Source organism: Micromonospora sp. NBRC 110038 (assembly GCF_020884815.1).
In the GTDB taxonomy this organism is placed as follows: Bacteria; Actinomycetota; Actinomycetes; order Mycobacteriales; family Micromonosporaceae; genus Micromonospora; species Micromonospora haikouensis.
This window is the reverse complement of record NZ_BBOL01000001.1, coordinates 1582888-1600703: the sequence shown is the minus strand read 5'-3', so window position 1 is coordinate 1600703 and position 17816 is coordinate 1582888. Positions and strand designations below refer to the sequence as shown.

At 71.9% G+C, this 17816-nt stretch carries 14 protein-coding genes; 12 read left to right on the top strand and 2 right to left on the bottom strand.

Features of this window, described 5'->3' with window-relative positions; genetic code table 11:
- The first annotated feature begins 33 nt into the window (after positions 1-33).
- The 5 genes from LPU61_RS06160 to LPU61_RS06140 all read left to right on the top strand — a co-directional run bounded on the left by LPU61_RS06160 (position 34) and on the right by LPU61_RS06140 (position 5325).
- The gene (locus LPU61_RS06160; RefSeq protein WP_043962816.1) at positions 34-1218 is read left to right on the top strand and encodes a zinc-dependent alcohol dehydrogenase; all 1185 of its coding nucleotides are present in this window, start codon (positions 34-36) and stop codon (positions 1216-1218) included.
- Positions 1215-1754, top strand: coding sequence for an SDR family NAD(P)-dependent oxidoreductase (locus LPU61_RS06155; RefSeq protein ID WP_305071877.1), 540 nt, complete (start codon positions 1215-1217; stop codon positions 1752-1754). Before LPU61_RS06160 ends, LPU61_RS06155 begins: the two co-directional genes overlap by 4 nt.
- Positions 1751-2758 (top strand): serine hydrolase, encoded by a 1008-nt coding sequence (locus LPU61_RS06150; protein WP_229404379.1) that lies wholly within the window; start codon positions 1751-1753, stop codon positions 2756-2758. Before LPU61_RS06155 ends, LPU61_RS06150 begins: the two co-directional genes overlap by 4 nt.
- A gap of 120 nt (positions 2759-2878) precedes the next feature.
- Positions 2879-4045 (top strand): DegT/DnrJ/EryC1/StrS aminotransferase family protein, encoded by a 1167-nt coding sequence (locus LPU61_RS06145; RefSeq protein ID WP_043962815.1) that lies wholly within the window; start codon positions 2879-2881, stop codon positions 4043-4045.
- A gap of 134 nt (positions 4046-4179) precedes the next feature.
- Positions 4180-5325 carry an MBL fold metallo-hydrolase gene (locus LPU61_RS06140; protein ID WP_229404378.1) on the top strand — a complete coding sequence of 382 codons (1146 nt, stop codon included), beginning with the start codon at positions 4180-4182 and terminating at the stop codon, positions 5323-5325.
- Positions 5326-5384: 59 nt separating this feature from the next.
- Here the strand turns inward: LPU61_RS06140 and LPU61_RS06135 are convergent, their stop codons facing one another.
- Positions 5385-6896 carry a deoxyguanosinetriphosphate triphosphohydrolase family protein gene (locus tag LPU61_RS06135; RefSeq protein WP_229404377.1) on the bottom strand — a complete coding sequence of 504 codons (1512 nt, stop codon included), beginning with the start codon at positions 6894-6896 and terminating at the stop codon, positions 5385-5387.
- A gap of 114 nt (positions 6897-7010) precedes the next feature.
- Between LPU61_RS06135 and LPU61_RS06130 the strand changes: the two genes are divergently transcribed.
- From LPU61_RS06130 to LPU61_RS06115, 4 genes are all read left to right on the top strand, one after another.
- Positions 7011-9440 carry a Tex family protein gene (locus tag LPU61_RS06130; RefSeq protein WP_144420218.1) on the top strand — a complete coding sequence of 810 codons (2430 nt, stop codon included), beginning with the start codon at positions 7011-7013 and terminating at the stop codon, positions 9438-9440.
- Between the two features lie 143 nt (positions 9441-9583).
- Positions 9584-10657 carry a GNAT family N-acetyltransferase gene (locus LPU61_RS06125; RefSeq protein WP_229404376.1) on the top strand — a complete coding sequence of 358 codons (1074 nt, stop codon included), beginning with the start codon at positions 9584-9586 and terminating at the stop codon, positions 10655-10657.
- A 104-nt stretch (positions 10658-10761) separates the two neighbouring features.
- The gene (locus LPU61_RS06120; RefSeq protein WP_043962813.1) at positions 10762-11523 is read left to right on the top strand and encodes a GNAT family N-acetyltransferase; all 762 of its coding nucleotides are present in this window, start codon (positions 10762-10764) and stop codon (positions 11521-11523) included.
- A gap of 76 nt (positions 11524-11599) precedes the next feature.
- Positions 11600-12073 carry a hypothetical protein gene (locus LPU61_RS06115; RefSeq protein ID WP_082106406.1) on the top strand — a complete coding sequence of 158 codons (474 nt, stop codon included), beginning with the start codon at positions 11600-11602 and terminating at the stop codon, positions 12071-12073.
- 15 nt (positions 12074-12088) lie between these two features.
- Here the strand turns inward: LPU61_RS06115 and LPU61_RS06110 are convergent, their stop codons facing one another.
- Complete coding sequence (locus LPU61_RS06110) at positions 12089-13129, bottom strand: polysaccharide biosynthesis protein (RefSeq protein WP_043962812.1); 1041 nt, start codon at positions 13127-13129, stop codon at positions 12089-12091.
- 457 nt (positions 13130-13586) lie between these two features.
- Between LPU61_RS06110 and LPU61_RS06105 the strand changes: the two genes are divergently transcribed.
- From LPU61_RS06105 to LPU61_RS06095, 3 genes are all read left to right on the top strand, one after another.
- The gene (locus tag LPU61_RS06105; RefSeq protein ID WP_229404575.1) at positions 13587-14870 is read left to right on the top strand and encodes a glycosyltransferase family 4 protein; all 1284 of its coding nucleotides are present in this window, start codon (positions 13587-13589) and stop codon (positions 14868-14870) included.
- Between the two features lie 81 nt (positions 14871-14951).
- Positions 14952-16211 carry a glycosyltransferase gene (locus LPU61_RS06100; RefSeq protein ID WP_229404374.1) on the top strand — a complete coding sequence of 420 codons (1260 nt, stop codon included), beginning with the start codon at positions 14952-14954 and terminating at the stop codon, positions 16209-16211.
- 73 nt (positions 16212-16284) lie between these two features.
- Entirely contained in the window at positions 16285-17805 is a 1521-nt protein-coding gene (locus tag LPU61_RS06095; RefSeq protein ID WP_229404373.1) for a hypothetical protein, read from the top strand.
- The last annotated feature ends 11 nt before the right edge of the window (positions 17806-17816 follow it).

The following is a 17816-nucleotide window of genomic DNA, read 5'->3' as shown; positions in this document are numbered from 1 at the left end:
GGGGACGGCACGCCGAAGAGGGGACACGCGGGCATGAAGGCACTGACCTGGCAGGGCAGGCGGGACGTCCGGGTCGAGGACGTCCCGGACCCGCGCATCGAGGAGCCGACGGACGCGATCGTCCGGATCACCTCCACCGCGATCTGCGGATCCGACCTGCACCTGTACGAGGTGCTCGGGCCGTACCTCAAGCCCGGCGACGTCCTCGGCCACGAGCCGATGGGCATCGTCGAGGAGGTCGGGACCGGGGTGACCCGGTTGAAGCCGGGCGACCGGGTCGTGGTCCCGTTCAACATCGCCTGCGGGGCCTGCTGGATGTGCGACCGGCAGCTCTACGCCCAGTGCGAGACCACCCAGGTCACCGCCGAGGGCAAGGGCGCGGCGCTGTTCGGCTACACCTCGCTGTACGGGTCGGTGCCCGGCGGGCAGGCCGAGTACCTGCGGGTGCCGCACGCCCAGTTCGGCCCGATCAAGGTCCCGCAGACCGGCCCGGACGAGCGGTGGCTGTACCTGTCCGACATCCTGCCCACCGCCTGGCAGGCGGTGAAGTACGCCGACACCCCGCCCGGCGGCACGCTCGCCGTGTTCGGGCTCGGCCCGGTCGGGCAGTTCTGCGCCCGCATCGGCCGGCACCTCGGCGCGGGCCGGGTGATCGGCCTGGACCTGGTGCCGGAGCGGCTGGAGATGGCCCGCCGGCACGGCGTCGAGACGCTCGACGTCAGCCGGCTCGACGACGTGCCGGGCGCGCTGATCGACCTGGTCGATGGGCGCGGCCCCGACGCCGTGATCGACGCCGTCGGCATGGAGGCGCACGGCTCCACCTCCGGCAAGCTCGCCCAGACCGCCGCCGGCCTGCTGCCGGACCGGCTGGCCGACGCGATGATCGACCGGGCCGGCGTGGACCGGCTGACCGTGCTCAAGGCCGCCCTCAAGGCGGTCCGCCGGGGCGGCACCGTCTCGATCTCCGGCGTCTACGGCGGCGAGGTCGACCCGCTGCCGCTGATGGAGATGTTCGACCGGGGCGCCCAGCTGCGGATGGGACAGTGCCACGTGCGCCGGTGGACCGACGAGATCGTCCCGCTGCTCGCCGGCGACGACGACCCGCTGGGCGTGGCGGACCTGCGGACCCACCGGGTGCCGCTGGCGCGCGCGCCGCAGGCGTACGAGATGTTCCAGAAGAAGGAGGACGGCTGCGTCAAGGTCGTGCTCGCGCCGTGACCCGCACGGTCGTCGTCACCGGCGCGACCAGCGGGATCGGCCGGGCGGCGGCCCGGGAGTTCGCCGCGCGCGGCGACCGCCTGGTCCTCGCCGCCCGCGCCCCGGCCACCCTGGCGCAGGTACGCGCCGAGTGCCTCGCCGCCGGCGGCCGGGCGCTCGCCGGGTTGGTGCGGGCCCTGCAGCAGGAGGGGCGGGACGCCCCCGGGGTGCACGTCTGCCTGGTCAGCCAGGGCAGCGTGGACACCCCGGTCTACCGGCAGGCCGCCAACTACCTGGGCCGGATCGGCCGCCCACCGCCGCCGGTCGGCGGGCCGGAACGCGTGGCCCGGGCCATCGTGGCGTGCGCCGACCGCCCCCGCCGCGAGGTGTCGGTGGGCCGGGCCAACCTCGTGCTGCGGTTCGGCTTCACCGTGCTGCCCGGCGTGTACGACGTGCTGGTCGGGCCGGCGAGGCGGTGCGGGGCGGCCGGAATCGAAGCCCTCCCATACGGTTGCGGGACGGGCGATCCGCTACCACCCACGGGGAGAGACGAGTGACGATCAGAGTGAACCGCAGGGCCGCGCTGGGCATCGGCACGGTGGCCACCGCCGGCACGGTGCTCGGCGCCGCCGCGCCCGCGTCCGCCGCCGGTCGGCCCCGGGTGGCGACCACCCCCGCCCGGGCCGCCGCCCAGGTCGCCGCGAGCTACGCGCGGCAGACCGCGCGGGCCGGGGGCAACTGGCAGGCCTACGTGAGCGTCGCCGACGGCACCGCCGCGCCGCTGGTGGCCGTCGCGGACGAGGCGGACCGGCGCATCGAGGCGTACAGCGTAAACAAGATCGCCGTGGCCGTGGCGGTGCTGGACAAGGTCGACCGGGGGCTGCTCACGCTCGCCCAGCGGGTCGACGTGACCGCGTCCATCGTGATCCCCGGCGGGGACGGGATCTTCAGCCTCGACGGCGCGTACCCGAGCAGCATTACCCTGGGGCACGCCCTGGCGGCCCTGCTGACGGTCTCCGACGACACCGCCGTGCGGCTCTGCGGCCTGGTCTGCCCGGCCGCCGAGCTGAACCAGATCCTGGTCGCGAAGGGCTTCCCGAACACGCAGGTGCAGCCGGTGGCCAACCCGAACCGGTTCTACCTCGGCACCAGCACCCCACGGGAGACGCACGACCTCCTGCGGGCGCTGGTGAGCGGCACGCTGCTGTCGGCGTCCTCGACGGCGTTCCTGCTCGGCCTGCTGCGCTCCCCCATCGCGTTCACCGACGGGGTGCGGCGCGAGATGTCCTCGGCCGAGCGGGCCCGGGTCGCCACCAAGGCCGGCTGGTTCGACACCGCCCGGCACGAGGCCGGGATCGTCTTCGACGCCGCCGGTGCGCCGGTGCTGACGTACGCCCTGTTCGCCGACGGGCAGGCCGGCGCGGACGACTTCGGCGCGACCCACCCGGCGGTGCAGGCCCGGGCCCGGATGGGCTGCCTCTTCCTGACCGCCGTCGCGGGGCTGGCCGGCGCCGGCCCCACCCACCGAGCGGCCGCCTGGCAGCCCAGCAACGGCGGCTGATCCCCCGCCGGGCCGCAGGCACATCCGTAACGTCCTCCTCCCGGCACGGTTAAAGGATTGTCCGCGACACGTGGCACGCACGCGGGCCCAAGTCTCTGCCCCGTCGCCTCGGAGGTCCGCATGGTGGGTCAACAGTGCGGTGATCAGCTTGCGCCAACCGGGCGCATTCATCTGTCGCCGCCGGATGTGGGCGCCGCCGAGGAGGCTCTCGTCGTCGCGGCGATGCGGTCGGGATGGGTGGCTCCGACCGGGCCTGACCTAGACGCCTTCGAACGCGAGTTGGCCGCGCGGGTGGGCTGCGGCCACGCCGTGGGGGTCAGCAGCGGGACCGCCGCGCTGCACCTGGCGCTGCTGGGCGTCGGGGCCGGGCCCGGATCGGTCGTCGTGGTGCCGACCCTGACGTTCGTCGCGACGGCAAACGCGGTGACGTACACCGGCGCGGAACCGGTCTTCGTCGACTGCGACCCGGCGACCGGTAACCTCGACGTCGACCTGCTGTCCGACCTGCTCGACGACCTCACCCGACGCGGCCGGCGCGTCGCCGCGGTCGTGGCGGTGGACCTCAACGGCACCTGCGCCGACTACGACCGGCTGCTGCCGGCCTGCGCCGCAGCGGGCGTACCGGTCGTCGAGGACTCGGCGCAGGCCCTCGGCTCGACGTCCGGCGGGCGGGCCGCGGGCACGTTCGGCCAGTTCGGCGTCTTCTCGTTCAACGGCAACAAGATCCTGACCACGTCGAGCGGCGGCATGCTGGTCTGCGACGACCCCGCACTGATCGCCCGGGCACGGCAACTGTCCACCCAGGCCCGGGAGCCGGTCGCCCACTACGAACACCGCGAGGTCGGCTTCAACTACCGGCTGAGCAACATCCTCGCGGCACTCGGCAGGGCCCAGCTACGCCGACTCGACGCGATGATCGAACGGCGCCGGGCCGTGCGGGAACGCTACGCCAAGCTCTTCGCCTCCGTGCCCGGCACCCGCATCCTGGGCGACGGCCACCCTGGTTCGAACTGCTGGCTGACCTCGCTCGTGGTCGAGCCGGCAGCGGCCGGCTGGCGCGCGGACGAGCTGGGCGGACACCTGGCTGCCCACGACATCGAGAGTCGACCCATGTTCAAGCCCATGCACCAACAGCCGGCGCACCTGCACCACCACGCGGCGGTCACCGGCGCGGCCGACCGGCTCTTCGCCACCAGCATCTCGCTGCCGAGCGGCTCCACTCTCGTCGGCACCACGGCAGACCGCGTCTTCGGGGCCGTGGAGGAGTTCCTGACCCGACGCCGGTAAGGGCGGGGATCTTCGCCGGCGTCCTGCCGTCCCGCGATCCGAACCTCAGCGACCGCGCCGACCAGCACCCCACGCGCGGGGGCGGCGGCGGACTACGGTGTACTGCGGGACACCTGCGGAGGGGGCGGGACACGATGAGGGCACCAGCGGAACGGGCGGTCGAGCGGGCACTGGCGCGGCGGCTGCGCGGCGCGGCCGGCCTCGCCGCCCTGGTCGGCCTGGCCTGGGTGGCCCGGGACGTGCCGGCCGCCCTCGGCGGGCGGCTCAGCGGGGCCCGCGCCGAGCGGGCGGCCCGCTCCCCGCAGTTCCGCGACGGCGCCTTCCGGAACCGGGCGAGCACCCGGACGATGGCCGGTGCGCCCGACCGCAACCTGGTCCGCGAGCTGATCTTCGGCAAGCAGAAGCGCCGGCCGACCGCCGCCGTGCCGCTGGTGCGCCCGGCCGACCCGCCGGCCACCGCCGCCACCGAGCGCGAGCTGGGCGTCGTCTGGTACGGCCACGCCTCCGCGCTGATCGAGATCGAGGGCCACCGGGTGCTGGTCGACCCGGTGTGGAGCGACCGGTGTTCGCCGTCGGCGCTGGTCGGGCCGCGCCGGCTGCACGAGCCCCCGGTGGGCCTGCACGAGCTGCCCGCCGTGGACGCGATCATGATCTCCCACGACCATTACGATCACCTCGACATGGCCACCGTGCGGGCGTTGACCGCCGGCCAGTCCGCCCCGTTCGTGGTGCCGCTGGGGGTCGGGGCGCACCTGGAGCGGTGGGGCGTGCCGGAGGACCGGATCGTCGAGCTGGACTGGGCGGAGAGCCACCGGGTGGGTGGGCTGACGATCACCGCGACCGCCGCCCAGCACTTCTCCGGCCGTGGGCTACGCCGCGACGGCACGCTGTGGAGCTCGTGGGTGGTGGCCGGTGCCCACCGTCGGGTCTTCTACACCGGCGACTCCGGCTACTTCGACGGGTACGCCGAGATCGGCACCGAGCACGGCCCGTTCGACGTGACGCTGATGCAGATCGGCGCGTACGACCGGGCGTGGCCGAGCATCCACATGTTCCCGGAGGAAGCCGTCGCCGCCCACCTCGACGTGCGCGGCGGGCTGCTCCTGCCGGTGCACTGGGCGACGTTCAACCTGGCGCTGCACGACTGGTCGGAGCCGGTGGACCGGCTGTGGGCGGAGGCGAAGGCCCGCGACGTGCGGCTGGCGGTGCCCCGCCCCGGCGAGCGGGTGGTCGTCGACGCCCCGCCGGCGGTCGACGGCTGGTGGCAGTCCATCGCCTGACCGCACTCCGAGCCTGACCGCACTCCGAGCCTGAGTGCGTGCAGAGCCTGAGCGCGCTGTCAGAGCACGAAGGCGTCGGTCCACAGCGCGCCGGAGCGGCCCGACAGCGCGTCGAGCATCGCGACCGCCTGCCCGTCGGTGAGCTGCGCGACGAAGTCGATGATCGCCCGTCCCCGGGCCCGGCCGACCCGGTCCGGCGTACGCGGGTGCAGCTCCGCCTCGGCCAGCTCGACCAGGTCGTGCAGCCGACGCGGCAACCGGGACTCCTCCTCCGGGTCGAGCAGCCACTCCCACAGCGCCTCGACGAGGGTACCGAGCAGCCGCGCCTGGCCCCGCTGGTGCAGGGCCAGGTCGGGGCGGGCCAGCACGAACCGGTGGTGGACGAACTTGAGCACCTGCACCTCGTGCCACTGGGCCGGGGCGAGCAGCACGTGCCCGGAGCGCACCGACGGGGCCTGCGTCACGGTGATCGCGTCGACGAACCGGGTGGTCCACCGGGCGGAGAACCGGGCCACGTACTGCTCCGCCTCGATCGAGCCGTCGAACGGCAGCGCGAGCAGCCCCTCGACCAGTTCCTGCCGGACGTGCTCGACGGCGGCGGCGAACGCCTCGTCGTCGGCGATCCAGCCGTCCTTGCGGTGCAGCTGCCGGCGCAGCCGCTCGATGGCGGCCCCGGGCCGGCGGCCCACCCCGTCCAGCGCGGGGCCGGTGACCGCCCGCAGGTGATCGCCCTCCCGCTGCCAGGCCATCAGCTCGGCGGCGACGGCGCCCTGCTGGAGCACCCCGACCCGGTAGAAGTCCTCCACGTCGTGGATGGCGTACGCGATGTCGTCGGCAGTGTCCATCACCGACGCCTCGACGGTCTGCTGCCAGTCGGCGATCCGCCCGGCGAACGGCTCCCGGGCCTGGCGCAGGTCGGCCAGCTCCGTGCGGTACGCGCCGAACTTCGCCGACCCGCTGTCCGGGTCGTCGGCGGGCACGGCGGCGCCCCGGGGCGGCGGGACGAGGTGCCGGGGGTGCGGGTCCGGGTGGTCCAGCCGGGTCCACGGGTACTTCAGCAGGGCCGCCCGGACCGCCGCCGTCAGGTCCAGGCCGGTGGTCGCGGCACCGCGGATCTCGGTGCTGGTGACGATCCGGTACGACTGGGCGTTGCCCTCGAAGCCGTCGGCGAGGCCCAGCCGCTGGCGGGCCAGCCGGTCGAGCACCCGCTCCCCGAGGTGCCCGAACGGCGGGTGCCCGAGGTCGTGGGCGAGGGCGGCGGCCTCCACCACGTCGGGGTCGCAGCCGCCGAGGGAAGCCAGCAGGTCCCGCCACCGCTCGTCGGCGGTGAGCCGCTCGGCGATGGCGCGGGCGACCTGGGCCACCTTGAGGCTGTGGGTGAGCCGGTTGTGCACCAGCAGGCCGGAGCCGCCGGGGCTGATCACCTGGGTGACCCCGGCCAGCCGGGCGAAGAAGGGCGAGGCCACGATCCGGTCCCGGTCGGCCCGGAACGGGCTGGCGGCGAGGTCGCCGAGGGTCCGCGCGCTGCCGCCGAAGAGCCGCCGCGCCCGCGGGTCAGCGGGATGTTCCATGATCGCCACGCTAGCGCAGCCGGTGGCACTGCACGTCGGCTCGGCCCCGGCGGGGGTGCCGCGCGGCGTCGGGGGCGGGCGGCACAATGCAGGGCGGAACCCACACGAAGGCGGATGAAGATCGTGACCCAGTCTGTGCACCAGCGGATCGCCGACGAGCTCGGCGTCGCCGAACGTCAGGTCCGGGCGGCCGTGGAGCTGCTCGACGGCGGCGCCACCGTGCCGTTCATCGCCCGCTACCGCAAGGAGGCCACCGGCCTGCTCGACGACGCCCAGCTGCGCACCCTGGAGGAGCGGCTGCGCTACCTGCGCGAGCTGGACGAGCGCCGCGCCGCGGTGCTGGAGTCCATCCGCGGCCAGGGCAAGCTCGACGAGGCCCTGGAAGCGCAGATCATGGCGGCCGACTCGAAGTCCCGGCTGGAGGACATCTACCTGCCGTTCAAGCCGAAGCGGCGCACCCGGGCGCAGATCGCCCGCGAGGCCGGGCTGGAGCCCCTCGCCGACGCGCTGCTGGCCGACCCGGGCCAGGAGCCGAGGGAGCGGGCCGCCGGCTTCGTCGACGCCGACAGGGGGGTGGCCGACGCCGCCGCCGCGCTGGACGGCGCGCGGGCCATCCTGGTGGAGCGCTTCGCCGAGGACGCCGACCTGATCGGCACGCTGCGCGAGCAGATGTGGTCGCGGGGCCGGCTGGTCTCCCGCGTACGCGACGGCCAGGAGGCCGCCGGCGCGAAGTTCTCCGATTACTTCGACTTCGCCGAGCCGTACGCGAAGCTGCCCTCGCACCGGATCCTGGCGATGTTCCGGGGCGAGAAGGAGGGCGTGCTCGACCTGACGATGGACCCGGAGGCCGAGGGTGACTCCGATACCCCGGTCACCGGTCCGACCCGCTACGAGGCGGCGATCGCCGGCCGGTTCGGGGTGAGTGACCAGGGGCGGCCCGGCGACAGGTGGCTGACCGACACGGTGCGCTGGGCCTGGCGCACCCGGATCCTCATCCACCTCGGAGCGGACCTGCGGATGCGGCTGTGGCAGGCGGCCGAGGAGGAGGCCGTGCGGGTCTTCGCCACCAACCTGCGCGACCTGCTGCTCGCCGCGCCGGCCGGCACCCGGCCGACGATGGGCCTCGACCCGGGCCTGCGCACCGGGGTCAAGGTGGCGGTGGTCGACGCCACCGGCAAGGTGGTCGCCACCGACACGATCTACCCGCACGAGCCACGCCGGCAGTGGGACGCCTCGATCGACACCCTCGCGAGGCTGGCCGGGGCGCACGGCGTGGAGCTGATCGCCATCGGCAACGGCACCGCCAGCCGGGAGACCGACAAGCTCGCCGGCGAGCTGATCAAGCGGCACCCGGAGCTGACGCTGACCAAGGTGGTCGTCTCGGAGGCGGGCGCCTCGGTCTACTCGGCGTCGGCGTACGCCTCCCAGGAGCTGCCGGGCCTGGACGTGTCCCTGCGCGGCGCGGTCTCCATCGCCCGCCGGTTGCAGGACCCGCTCGCCGAGCTGGTCAAGATCGACCCCCGCTCGATCGGCGTGGGCCAATACCAGCACGACCTGTCCGAGGTGAAGCTCTCCCGCTCCCTCGACGCCGTCGTCGAGGACTGCGTGAACGCGGTCGGCGTCGACGTCAACACCGCCTCCGCGCCGCTGCTCACCCGGGTCTCCGGCATCGGGGCGGGGCTGGCGGAGAACATCGTGCTGCACCGCGACGCCAACGGCCCGTTCCGGTCCCGGGCCGAGCTGAAGAAGGTGTCCCGGCTCGGCCCGAAGGCGTTCGAGCAGTGCGCGGGCTTCCTGCGCATCCCCGGCGGCGACGACCCGCTCGACTCCTCCAGCGTGCACCCGGAGGCCTACCCGGTGGTGCGGCGGATCCTGACCCGCACCGGGCAGGACCTGCGCTCCCTGATCGGGCAGAGCGCCATCCTGCGCGGGCTGCGGGCCACCGACTTCGTCGACGACACGTTCGGCCTGCCCACCGTCACCGACATCCTGGCGGAGCTGGAGAAGCCCGGCCGGGATCCGCGCCCAGAGTTCCGCACCGCCACGTTCGTCGATGGCGTGGAGAAGATCTCCGACCTGGCCCCCGGCATGATCCTGGAGGGCGTGGTCACCAACGTGGCGGCGTTCGGCGCGTTCGTCGACGTCGGCGTGCACCAGGACGGCCTGGTGCACGTCTCGGCGATGTCCCGCACGTTCGTCAAGGACCCGCGCGACGTGGTCAAGTCCGGCGACGTGGTCCGGGTGAAGGTGCTCGACGTCGACGTGCCGCGCAAGCGGATCTCGCTCACGCTGCGGCTGGAGGACGACGCGGAGGCCGGGCGCGTTGGCCCGGAGGGCGGGCAGCGCCCGCGTGGCAGGCGGCCGGTCGGCCCGCAGGACGGCCAGAGCGGGCAGGGCGGCGGCCGGGACGGTCAGCGCGGCGGGCAGGAGCAGCGCAGCGGACGGGGCGGCCCACAGCAGCCGCGCCGGGGGCGGACCGGGTCGGCTCCTGCCCCGACCAACGACGCGATGGCCGACGCGCTGCGCCGCGCCGGACTGGCCTGACCAGCCCGCCGGCCGTCACTGTCCTCGGCGACGGCCGGCGGGCTCGGCCTCCCAGGGCCGTGCGGGAGCCGACACCCGTGGCCGTCGCACCTCGTTACCCCTGCTGAGGTGCCCGGGACGGGCCGCAGAAGGGCAGAGGGCGGATGAAGCTGGAAATCTGGGACGCGCGTCGGGAAGCGGATGCGGCCCGGTGGCGTGCCGTCCACGAGCGGTGGGAGGCTCGGGAGGTCTTCGCCCATCCGTCCTACGTTCGGCTGTTCGCGGGGGCACGGGACGAGCCGCTGGCCGCGTACGCCCGCACCGAGCACGGGTTCGTCCTGCTCCCGTTCGTGCTGCGCACCGTCGGCCCATCCGCCGGGGCAGGCGGCCGGGAGTACCGGGACGTCATCAGCCCCTACGGCTACGCCGGTGCGTTCCACCATCGGGCCGGCGAAGTCGAGGCCAAGGAGTTCTGGGCCGCCTACGACCGGTTCTGCACCAGCCGGCGGGTGGTGTCGGAGGTGACCCGGCTGTCGCTGTTCGAGGGGCAGCGGTTGGCCCACCCGGGGCTTGCCATCCGCACCTTCCCAAACGTCGTACGCGACCTGCGTGCCCCCGAGGACCAGATGTGGCGGGAGTTCGCCCACAAGGTGCGCAAGAACGTCAAGAAGGCGCAACGCAGCGGTGTGACGGTGCAGGTGGACACCGAGGGCACGCGGCTCGACGACTTCCTGCGCATCTACCGGGCCACGATGGACCGACGGTCGGCGGCGGCGCACTACTACTTCTCCCGCGGCTTCTTCACCACGCTGGTCACCGAGCTTCCGGGGCAGTTCGCGTTCTTCCACGCGCTGCACGAGGGGCGGGTGGTTTCCACCGAGCTGGTGCTGGCGTCCGCCCGGCACGTCTACTCGTACCTGGGCGGCACCGAGGAGTCAGCGTTCGAGCTGCGCCCCAACGACCTGCTCAAATACGAGATCTGCCGGTGGGGAAGGGCGACGGGCCGGACGCATTTCGTGCTGGGCGGCGGATACCAGCCGGACGACGGGATCTTCCGCTACAAGCGGGCGTTCGCGCCCCACGGCGTGGTGGACTACCAGCTGGGCACGCGGGTGGTGCATCCGGATGCGTACCAGGAGCTGTGCGCGACGCACCTGGCCGAGGGCCGCCGACGGGCCCCGTCCTGGGCACCGGGCGACGACTTCTTCCCCCAGTACCGCTTCCCCCTGCCGGGCTGAGCGGACCGGGCCGCCACTCGGTACCGACCAGTCCCTGACGGAGGTTCGCGATGGATCGTCGCCCGTCCGGCCCTAGCCGGCATGCCGGACACCGCACGGCTCACATGCCCTCCCTCCTGAGCGCCGCCGGCCCGGTCGTCGGACTCGTCGCGCCGACCGATGCGGACCTGGACGCCGCCGCGCGGCTGCTCGCCAGCTCCGTCCCGGTCGGCTGCAACGGGACCGTGGCCTACCACGCGAACGGGTTCCGCGCCTTCCTCGCCGCGGCCCTCACGCCACCACCGGGACTACGCACCGTCCTGCTGCGCGGCGTCCACGTCGACGGCCGGCTCGTCGCCGTGGCCGACTGGCGACTGGTGCCGCCCGCCCTGCATCTCAACGGGATCGCCGTGGATCCGGCGACCCGTGGGGTGGGGCTCGGTGGCACACTGCTCGCCGACGGCCTGGCCCTGGCTCGCGAGCTGGGGTGCGACCGGGCGCTCCTCGACGTGTCGCGGGACAACCCCGGTGCCCGCCGCCTCTACCTGCATGCCGGCTTCGCCGACGTGTCGCACACGACCTGGACCGAGGTGACGCCGGCACCCGGCGGAGGTGGGGTCCGGGCCCTGGACTGGCCGGCCTTCGCCGCCCACCGGGCGGCGTACGGCTTCGGGGACCTCCGGGTGCGCGTCGGGCCACATTCGGCGACCCTGCGAGTGGTCGGCACGGTGCTGCGGGCACCCGCCGGCCCCCTGGGAGGCATCCTGGCTGGCGGGCTGGCCGGCCTGCTCGGCACGAGCCGCGCCTATGCGATCGAGGAGGGGACCGGGCCGGCGGGCTTCGCCGCGTTCGCCCGGATGAGCCGACCGGTCCCGCCAGCAGCCTGACATCCCAACGGTGCGCGCCCGGCGGTCGGCACATCGGCCGTGCGGCAGCTTGACCGGCGCGACGCGTATCGTCGTGATGGTGGGTGACGACAGTTCCGCTTGGCGCGAGCGGCAGCGGCAGGCGGTCCGCGCGCATGCCGAGGCGGAAGAACGGCGACGGGCTGCCGAACACGCCAAGGCGGCGGAGATCGTGTCGTGGTTCGCCGCTGAGGCGAACCGGCGGGCGCTGCCGACGACCCGCCTGCACGCCCGGCCCTACAACGGTCGGGGTCGTTACCGCACGCGGCTCTTCGGATGGTACGTCGACCGGAGCCGACTACTGGCAGTGGACGTCGCCGGACGGTGGTATCCGCTGACCGTCCCGGCAAGCCTACGCGCCAGGTTCCTCGGCGCGGAACCATCACCTGCGCCTGCACCGCTGATCGTCGGCGAAGGTGGACGCGACGGCGAGTCGATTCCGTTGCGTGTCCTGCTCGCCCGGCGACTGGACGAGCTCCGCTCTGATCTGCCGGCGGCCGGGGCGGGCGAACGGGACTCGCGGACCGGTTGACAAGGATCAACCCGGCTACAGCATCATTGCCGGCGCCCAGGACGCCAACTCCGCACGGATCTCGGGGATGGTGCGCAGCAACGCGACGAGTTGCGGCACGTCCAACCGTCGAGCGGTTGAGGAGTTGAAGTCGGACAGGTACCGGCAGTCGACCCTCTCCTCGGCGACGCGGGATGCATAGTTGAGCTCTCTCAGATCGGCCGACACCCGATAGAAGTCACCGAAGTCCTCGGCCCGGGCCAGTTCCTCGCCGCTGGCCATCGTCTCGTCGCGCTTCTCGCCGTGCCGCAGTCCGATGACGTCGTACTTGACCGGCACCTCGAACACCTGGCACAACGCTGCGACCAGATCCCCGATCGTGCACGCGGCGGCCTTGCGGACGAACACGTCACCGGCACGCGCATGCTGGAACGCGTGCTCCACCAACTCCACCGAGTCCGCCAGTGATATCAGGAATCGGGTCATCCCCGGATCGGTCACCGTGGGCACCACCCCGGCCTTGATCTGCTCGATGAACAACGGAATCACCGAACCACGCGAGTACATCACGTTGCCGTACCGGACAGACGACACCACGGTGCCGCTACGCGGCCTGTTCCGTGCGTGCGCCTGAGCGACCTTCTCCATCATCGCCTTGCTCAATCCCATGGCGTTGATCGGATGCACGGCCTTGTCGGTGCTGAGCACCACCACTGAACCGACGCCGTTGCGGTCTGCCGCCTCGATCACGTTCGCACTGCCCAGGACGTTGGTGCGGATGGCCTCCAGCGGGAAGAACTCACACGACGGAACCTGCTTCAACGCCGCGGCATGGAAGACGAAGTCGACCCCCCGGGTAGCCCGCTCCACGCTGTCGTAGTCACGTACGTCACCGATGTAGTAACCCACCCGCCCGTCAGCGAGGGTCCTGCGCATCACGTCCTGCTTCGCCTCGTCCCGGCTGAACACCCGCACCTCACCCACGCCGCGGTCCAACAGGCAGCGAGCCATGGCCCGACCGAAGGAACCCGTTCCCCCGGTGATCAACACACGGCGTCCCACCGTCGAAGCCCCCATCGATGTTCTCCCATGTGTTCAGCGGTCGCGGTCAGCCCCACGGCCCCGCGCATCGTCGACTACCCCCAGACAGCGGCAGCCAGGACGACGCAGCCGCACGGCACTCCCTTCAACGAACCACAGGAACGAGGGAAGCGCAGAGCTATGCCCGATTTTCCCTTTTAGTCCTGGTGACGTACGCCGCGGCACGTAACGTCCCTCTCCGGCAACCAGTTAGGGGCAATGCCGGCCACCATCGGCCGGCCGGGCAGCGGGCTCGCCGTCACCGGGGCGGGTGACCGTCACGCCGTTCCCGCCAGGCCGACACGCCACGTCACGGCCACCCAACGCGAAGCGCCGGAAGCAGGAGAGCAGCATCGATGATGATCGGAAGATCTGCGTCGCCGCGGAAGCACGCACGCGACCCACACCTTCCCCTCCCACCCCGCCAGTCAACGACGACGTGGACGGCAGCCGCATGAGGGTGGGCGTGGTTTCCCTGCACTACCCACCGGAGCCCAACTTCCTCGTCGGCGAGATGGTCGACGAGCTGGTCTCCCGCGGCCACGAAGTACGGGTACTCACCGGTTTTCCGCACTACCCGAAGGGCCGCACGTATCCCGGCTACCAGCAACGGTGGCGGGAACGGACGACGAAGGGCCGGCTCACCGTGCTTCGCACCCCGGTCTACCCGAGTCACGACGCCTCGCCTCTGCGACGCATCGCGACCTACACCTCCTTCGCGGTCAGCAGCCTCCCGGCCGGGCTCCACTACCTGCTCGACGTGGACGTGATCTATGTCTGGCATCCGCCACCGACCACCTTCGCCGCCCCCGCACTGGCCCACCTCCTTCGCCACGTGCCGGTCCTGCTGCACGTGCAGGACCTCTGGCCGGAGGCGGTGACCGAATCCGGGATGTCACCGGAGGGCTGGCGAGGCCGGGCCGTCCACCGACTGCTCGACTCGGGCGTGCGGCGCCTCTACCGGTCGGCGGATGCCATCGTCGCCATCTCGCCGTCCATGCGGGATCTCGTCATCCGACGAGGGGCCACCCCCGAGAAGGTGGAGGTCGTCCTCAACTGGACCGAGGAGAGCACATTCCGACCGAAGCCTCCAACACTGGCAGCTCGGACGGCGATTGGCCACCGGGGCCGCTGCACGGTCATGTACGCCGGAAACATCGGACCCTTTCAGCGGGTGGAAGTCGCCGTGCGCGCCGCCGCGGCGGCAGCGGCACGGATGGACCTGGTCGTCGTCGGCTCCGGCATCGACGAGGATCGGGTTCGCCGGCTGGCTCAAGACCTCGACGCGACCAACGTCCGGTTTCTCGGCAGGCTTGCACCCGAACGGATGGCGGACCTGTACGCCGGGGCCGAATACCAGGTCGTCACCCTGCGGAAGCTGGAGTCGTTCGCAGGGATCGTCCCATCGAAGATCCAGAGCGCCATGGCCTGCGGTTCGCCCGTCATCGTCTCCGCCGACGGCGACGCCGCCCAACTGGTCGACACCGCACAGGCCGGGCTCACCTGCCCGGCCGAGGACTGGAAGGCTCTGGCGGACCGGTTCCTGGCCGCCGCCGATCTGCCCGAGGCGGAGCGACAACTGATGGCGCGGCGGGCCCGCGACGCCTACCTCGAACGCATGTCCCGCGCCGTCGGCGTCGGCCAAATCGAGACCATCCTGCACAGGATCTCGGCCGCGCGCTCCGACCGGCGCCGGCAGGCTCTGGGCCGCGACAGGCGGCGAGCAGACCGTCGCTGACATCGGCGCGAAGCCGATGTCTTCCAATAACGCCTGAAACGCCTATCTCCTGGCAAAAACTGTCAGATCATTCTTCGGTACATGGAGCAACGCCAGTTGTCACCTGCCCAGGTGACGGCAATCGACGGAAGGTGGCCCACCATGAGGGTCGTCGTCAGCAGTGACTCCCGGTACGCCCGGACCCCCGACGGTCGGGTGTGGACCTGGCAGGTGCCCGACTATCCGGTCTGGCGGCGTTACCTGACCGCGTTCGACAAGGTCCGCGTGGTGGCCCGCGTGTGCGACCAGCCGGAGGTGTCAGCGGATGCGTTGCGGGTCGACGGGGAAGGTGTCGAAGTCTGGCCGCTGCCCTACTACATCGGTCCGTGGCAGTATCTGCGGTGCCGCAGCAGCATCATCGACGTCCTCGCTGACGCCTCTGGCCCCACGGACGCGGTCATCGTCCGCGTACCGTCGTTCCTCGGCTCCCATCTCGCCAGGATCCGACGACAACGACGGCTGCCGTACGCGGCGGAGGTGGTGGCCGACCCGTACGACGTGCTCGCCCCCGGTGTCCTGCAGCCTCCGCTGCGACCACTGCTGCGCCACCGCTGCACTGCCCGGTTGCGACACGAGTGCCGCACCGCGGTCGGCGTCTCCTACGTGACGGAGTCGTACCTGCAGGCGCGCTACCCCTGCGCGCCTGGGGCCCCAACCGCAGCCATCTCCAGCATCGACCTGGTCGACGACGCTTTCGTCCCCGCCCCCCGCAGCATCGTCCGCCAGCCGGCCGAGGCGGTTCTCATGTCCGCCGGCACGATGGAGCAACTCTACAAGGGCATCGACACGCTCATCGAGGCGTTGGCCCGGCTGAGAGCGGCCGGCCTCGACGTCCGGCTCGTGCACCTCGGCACCGGCCGACTTCAACACCAGCTCGAGAAACTTGTTGCGGACCGTGGAGTCATCGACCGGGTGACCTTCGCCGGGTGGATCCAACCCGGTGCCCCCCTACGCGCGAAGCTCGACGAGGCCGACCTGTTCGTCATGCCCTCCCGCACCGAAGGGCTCCCGCGGGCGCTCCTCGACGCGATGGCCCGTGCCCTGCCGGCGATCGGCACCAACGTTGGCGGCATCCCCGAACTGCTCCCAGCCGAGGACCTGGTCGATCCGGACGACCCGGCGGCCCTCGCGTCCGCGATCGCGGCGATGCTCGCCGCACCCGAACGGATGGCAGCGGCATCCGCCCGCAACCTGTCGCGTGCACGCCAGTTCTCCCGCACCTGCCTCGACCCACGACGAACCGCCTTCTACCAGGCCGTCCGGGACGCGACGGCAAGCCGAACGGCCTGCCACGCCGGGTGAGTCCGGGCCGTCCCGGTCCAGTTTCGCCATCACCATTACCGAGCCCGATATCGGGCGCAGCTGGAGGAAGCACATGACAGCCTTGATCGGTCTCGCCCCACGACCCGTCCCCGCGGCCGAGGCGGTGGAAGCCAGAAGGCCGGCCGGCAACGGACTGATCGCCACGCTGCTCATCACCGCAGCCAGCATCGCACTGGTCGTGTGCGTACCGGTCCTGCGTCACTGGTTCATGGTGCCGACGACACTGGCCGGCATCCTCATCGGCACCGAGGCGGTCCGGTGGTTCCGTCGTGGAACCGACGTCTTCGAGCCCAGGGCCTGTACAGGTCTGCTGGGCCTTCAGTTCCTCTATATCGCACCGATCCTGCAGGTCGCGACGGATGCATGGTCGGTGGGCATCTACGACCCGCCGGTCTGGCGGGACGCGCTCGGCGCACTCGCCATTCTCAACGTCGTCGGGCTCGGCATCTACCGGGTGATCCTCACGTTGCCCCGCAGGCCCCGTAACCGACCGCGACGGGCCCGACCGATGCACATGCCCACCTTCTACGCGGCCGGCCTGGCCCTGACGGTGGCGAGCATCCTCGCCTTCTGCTATGAGATCGCCATGTTCGGCGGCGTCGGCGGTTTCGTCGCCGCCATGTCCGACCGAATCAATCCGGTGAAGATGGACGGGATGGGCGCGCTGATCATTCTCGCCGAGTCGTTCCCCACCATCGCCTTTGCCCTCGCCCTGGTCCGCTGGCGTCGGGCGCTCCGCAAGCACACCGCCCTGCTGGTGCTGCTCATCTGCGCCATGACCCTGACCCAGTTCTTCATCGGCGGGCTGAAGGGCAGCCGCAGCAGCACCCTCTGGCCCGTGCTATTGGCTCTCGTCCTGGTCCACGTGGTGCTCCGCCAAGTCTCGCGGAAAGCCCTCGCCATAGTGGCCGCACTCATGCTCGCCTTCATCTACATATACGCCTTCTTCAAGGTTGGCGGGATTGAGGCCATCGACGAGATTCGAGAGACCGGATCCATCCACAGCGCGGAGAAGGACACGGGCCGCGACCTGCCGGCGATGCTCACCGGGGACCTGGGCCGGGCCGACATCCAGAGCGTCGTGCTCTATCGCTACCTCAACGGCGAGTTCGAGCCGATGCTCGGCGAAACCTACCTGTACGGGTTCACCATGTTCGTGCCCGACGCGCTCCTTCCGGTCGTTCCGGAAGGCAAGATCGGCATCGGTTCGCGGATCCTCTACAACCCGCTCTACGAGAGGGGAGAGGGCTTCGCGAGCAAGATCTACGGCATGACCGGCGAGGGAATCATCAACTTCGGCCTCGCCGGCGGCGTCCTGTCCTTCGTGGCCTTCGGACTCGTCATCCGGGCCCTCCAGTCCTATTACACGGCGGCCTCCCAATCGCCGGAACTGGCCCCCAAGCTGATCGCACCCATGCTGTGGGCACTGGTCAACATCAACGGCGCCGATCTCGACAACATCCTGTTCTTCATGACGAAGTACGCGATGCCGTTGATCCTGCTGGCCCTGCTGGCCCAGCAGTTCGGTCGGTACAGGCAGGAGGCGAAGCCCGTCATGGGCATGCGGCGGTAGCTGGTCTGTCG

Coding starts and splice junctions, on each gene's coding strand:
- LPU61_RS06125 (WP_229404376.1), top strand. CDS start 9,584: ATGAAGCTGGAAATCTGGGACGCGCGTCGGGAAGCGGATGCGGCCCGG.
- LPU61_RS06160 (WP_043962816.1), top strand. CDS start 34: ATGAAGGCACTGACCTGGCAGGGCAGGCGGGACGTCCGGGTCGAGGAC.
- LPU61_RS06100 (WP_229404374.1), top strand. CDS start 14,952: ATGGAGCAACGCCAGTTGTCACCTGCCCAGGTGACGGCAATCGACGGA.
- LPU61_RS06130 (WP_144420218.1), top strand. CDS start 7,011: ATGAAGATCGTGACCCAGTCTGTGCACCAGCGGATCGCCGACGAGCTC.
- LPU61_RS06135 (WP_229404377.1), bottom strand. CDS start 6,896: ATGGAACATCCCGCTGACCCGCGGGCGCGGCGGCTCTTCGGCGGCAGC.
- LPU61_RS06115 (WP_082106406.1), top strand. CDS start 11,600: ATGGTGGGTGACGACAGTTCCGCTTGGCGCGAGCGGCAGCGGCAGGCG.
- LPU61_RS06105 (WP_229404575.1), top strand. CDS start 13,587: ATGAGGGTGGGCGTGGTTTCCCTGCACTACCCACCGGAGCCCAACTTC.
- LPU61_RS06110 (WP_043962812.1), bottom strand. CDS start 13,129: ATGGGGGCTTCGACGGTGGGACGCCGTGTGTTGATCACCGGGGGAACG.
- LPU61_RS06145 (WP_043962815.1), top strand. CDS start 2,879: ATGGTGGGTCAACAGTGCGGTGATCAGCTTGCGCCAACCGGGCGCATT.
- LPU61_RS06095 (WP_229404373.1), top strand. CDS start 16,285: ATGACAGCCTTGATCGGTCTCGCCCCACGACCCGTCCCCGCGGCCGAG.
- LPU61_RS06120 (WP_043962813.1), top strand. CDS start 10,762: ATGCCCTCCCTCCTGAGCGCCGCCGGCCCGGTCGTCGGACTCGTCGCG.
- LPU61_RS06140 (WP_229404378.1), top strand. CDS start 4,180: ATGAGGGCACCAGCGGAACGGGCGGTCGAGCGGGCACTGGCGCGGCGG.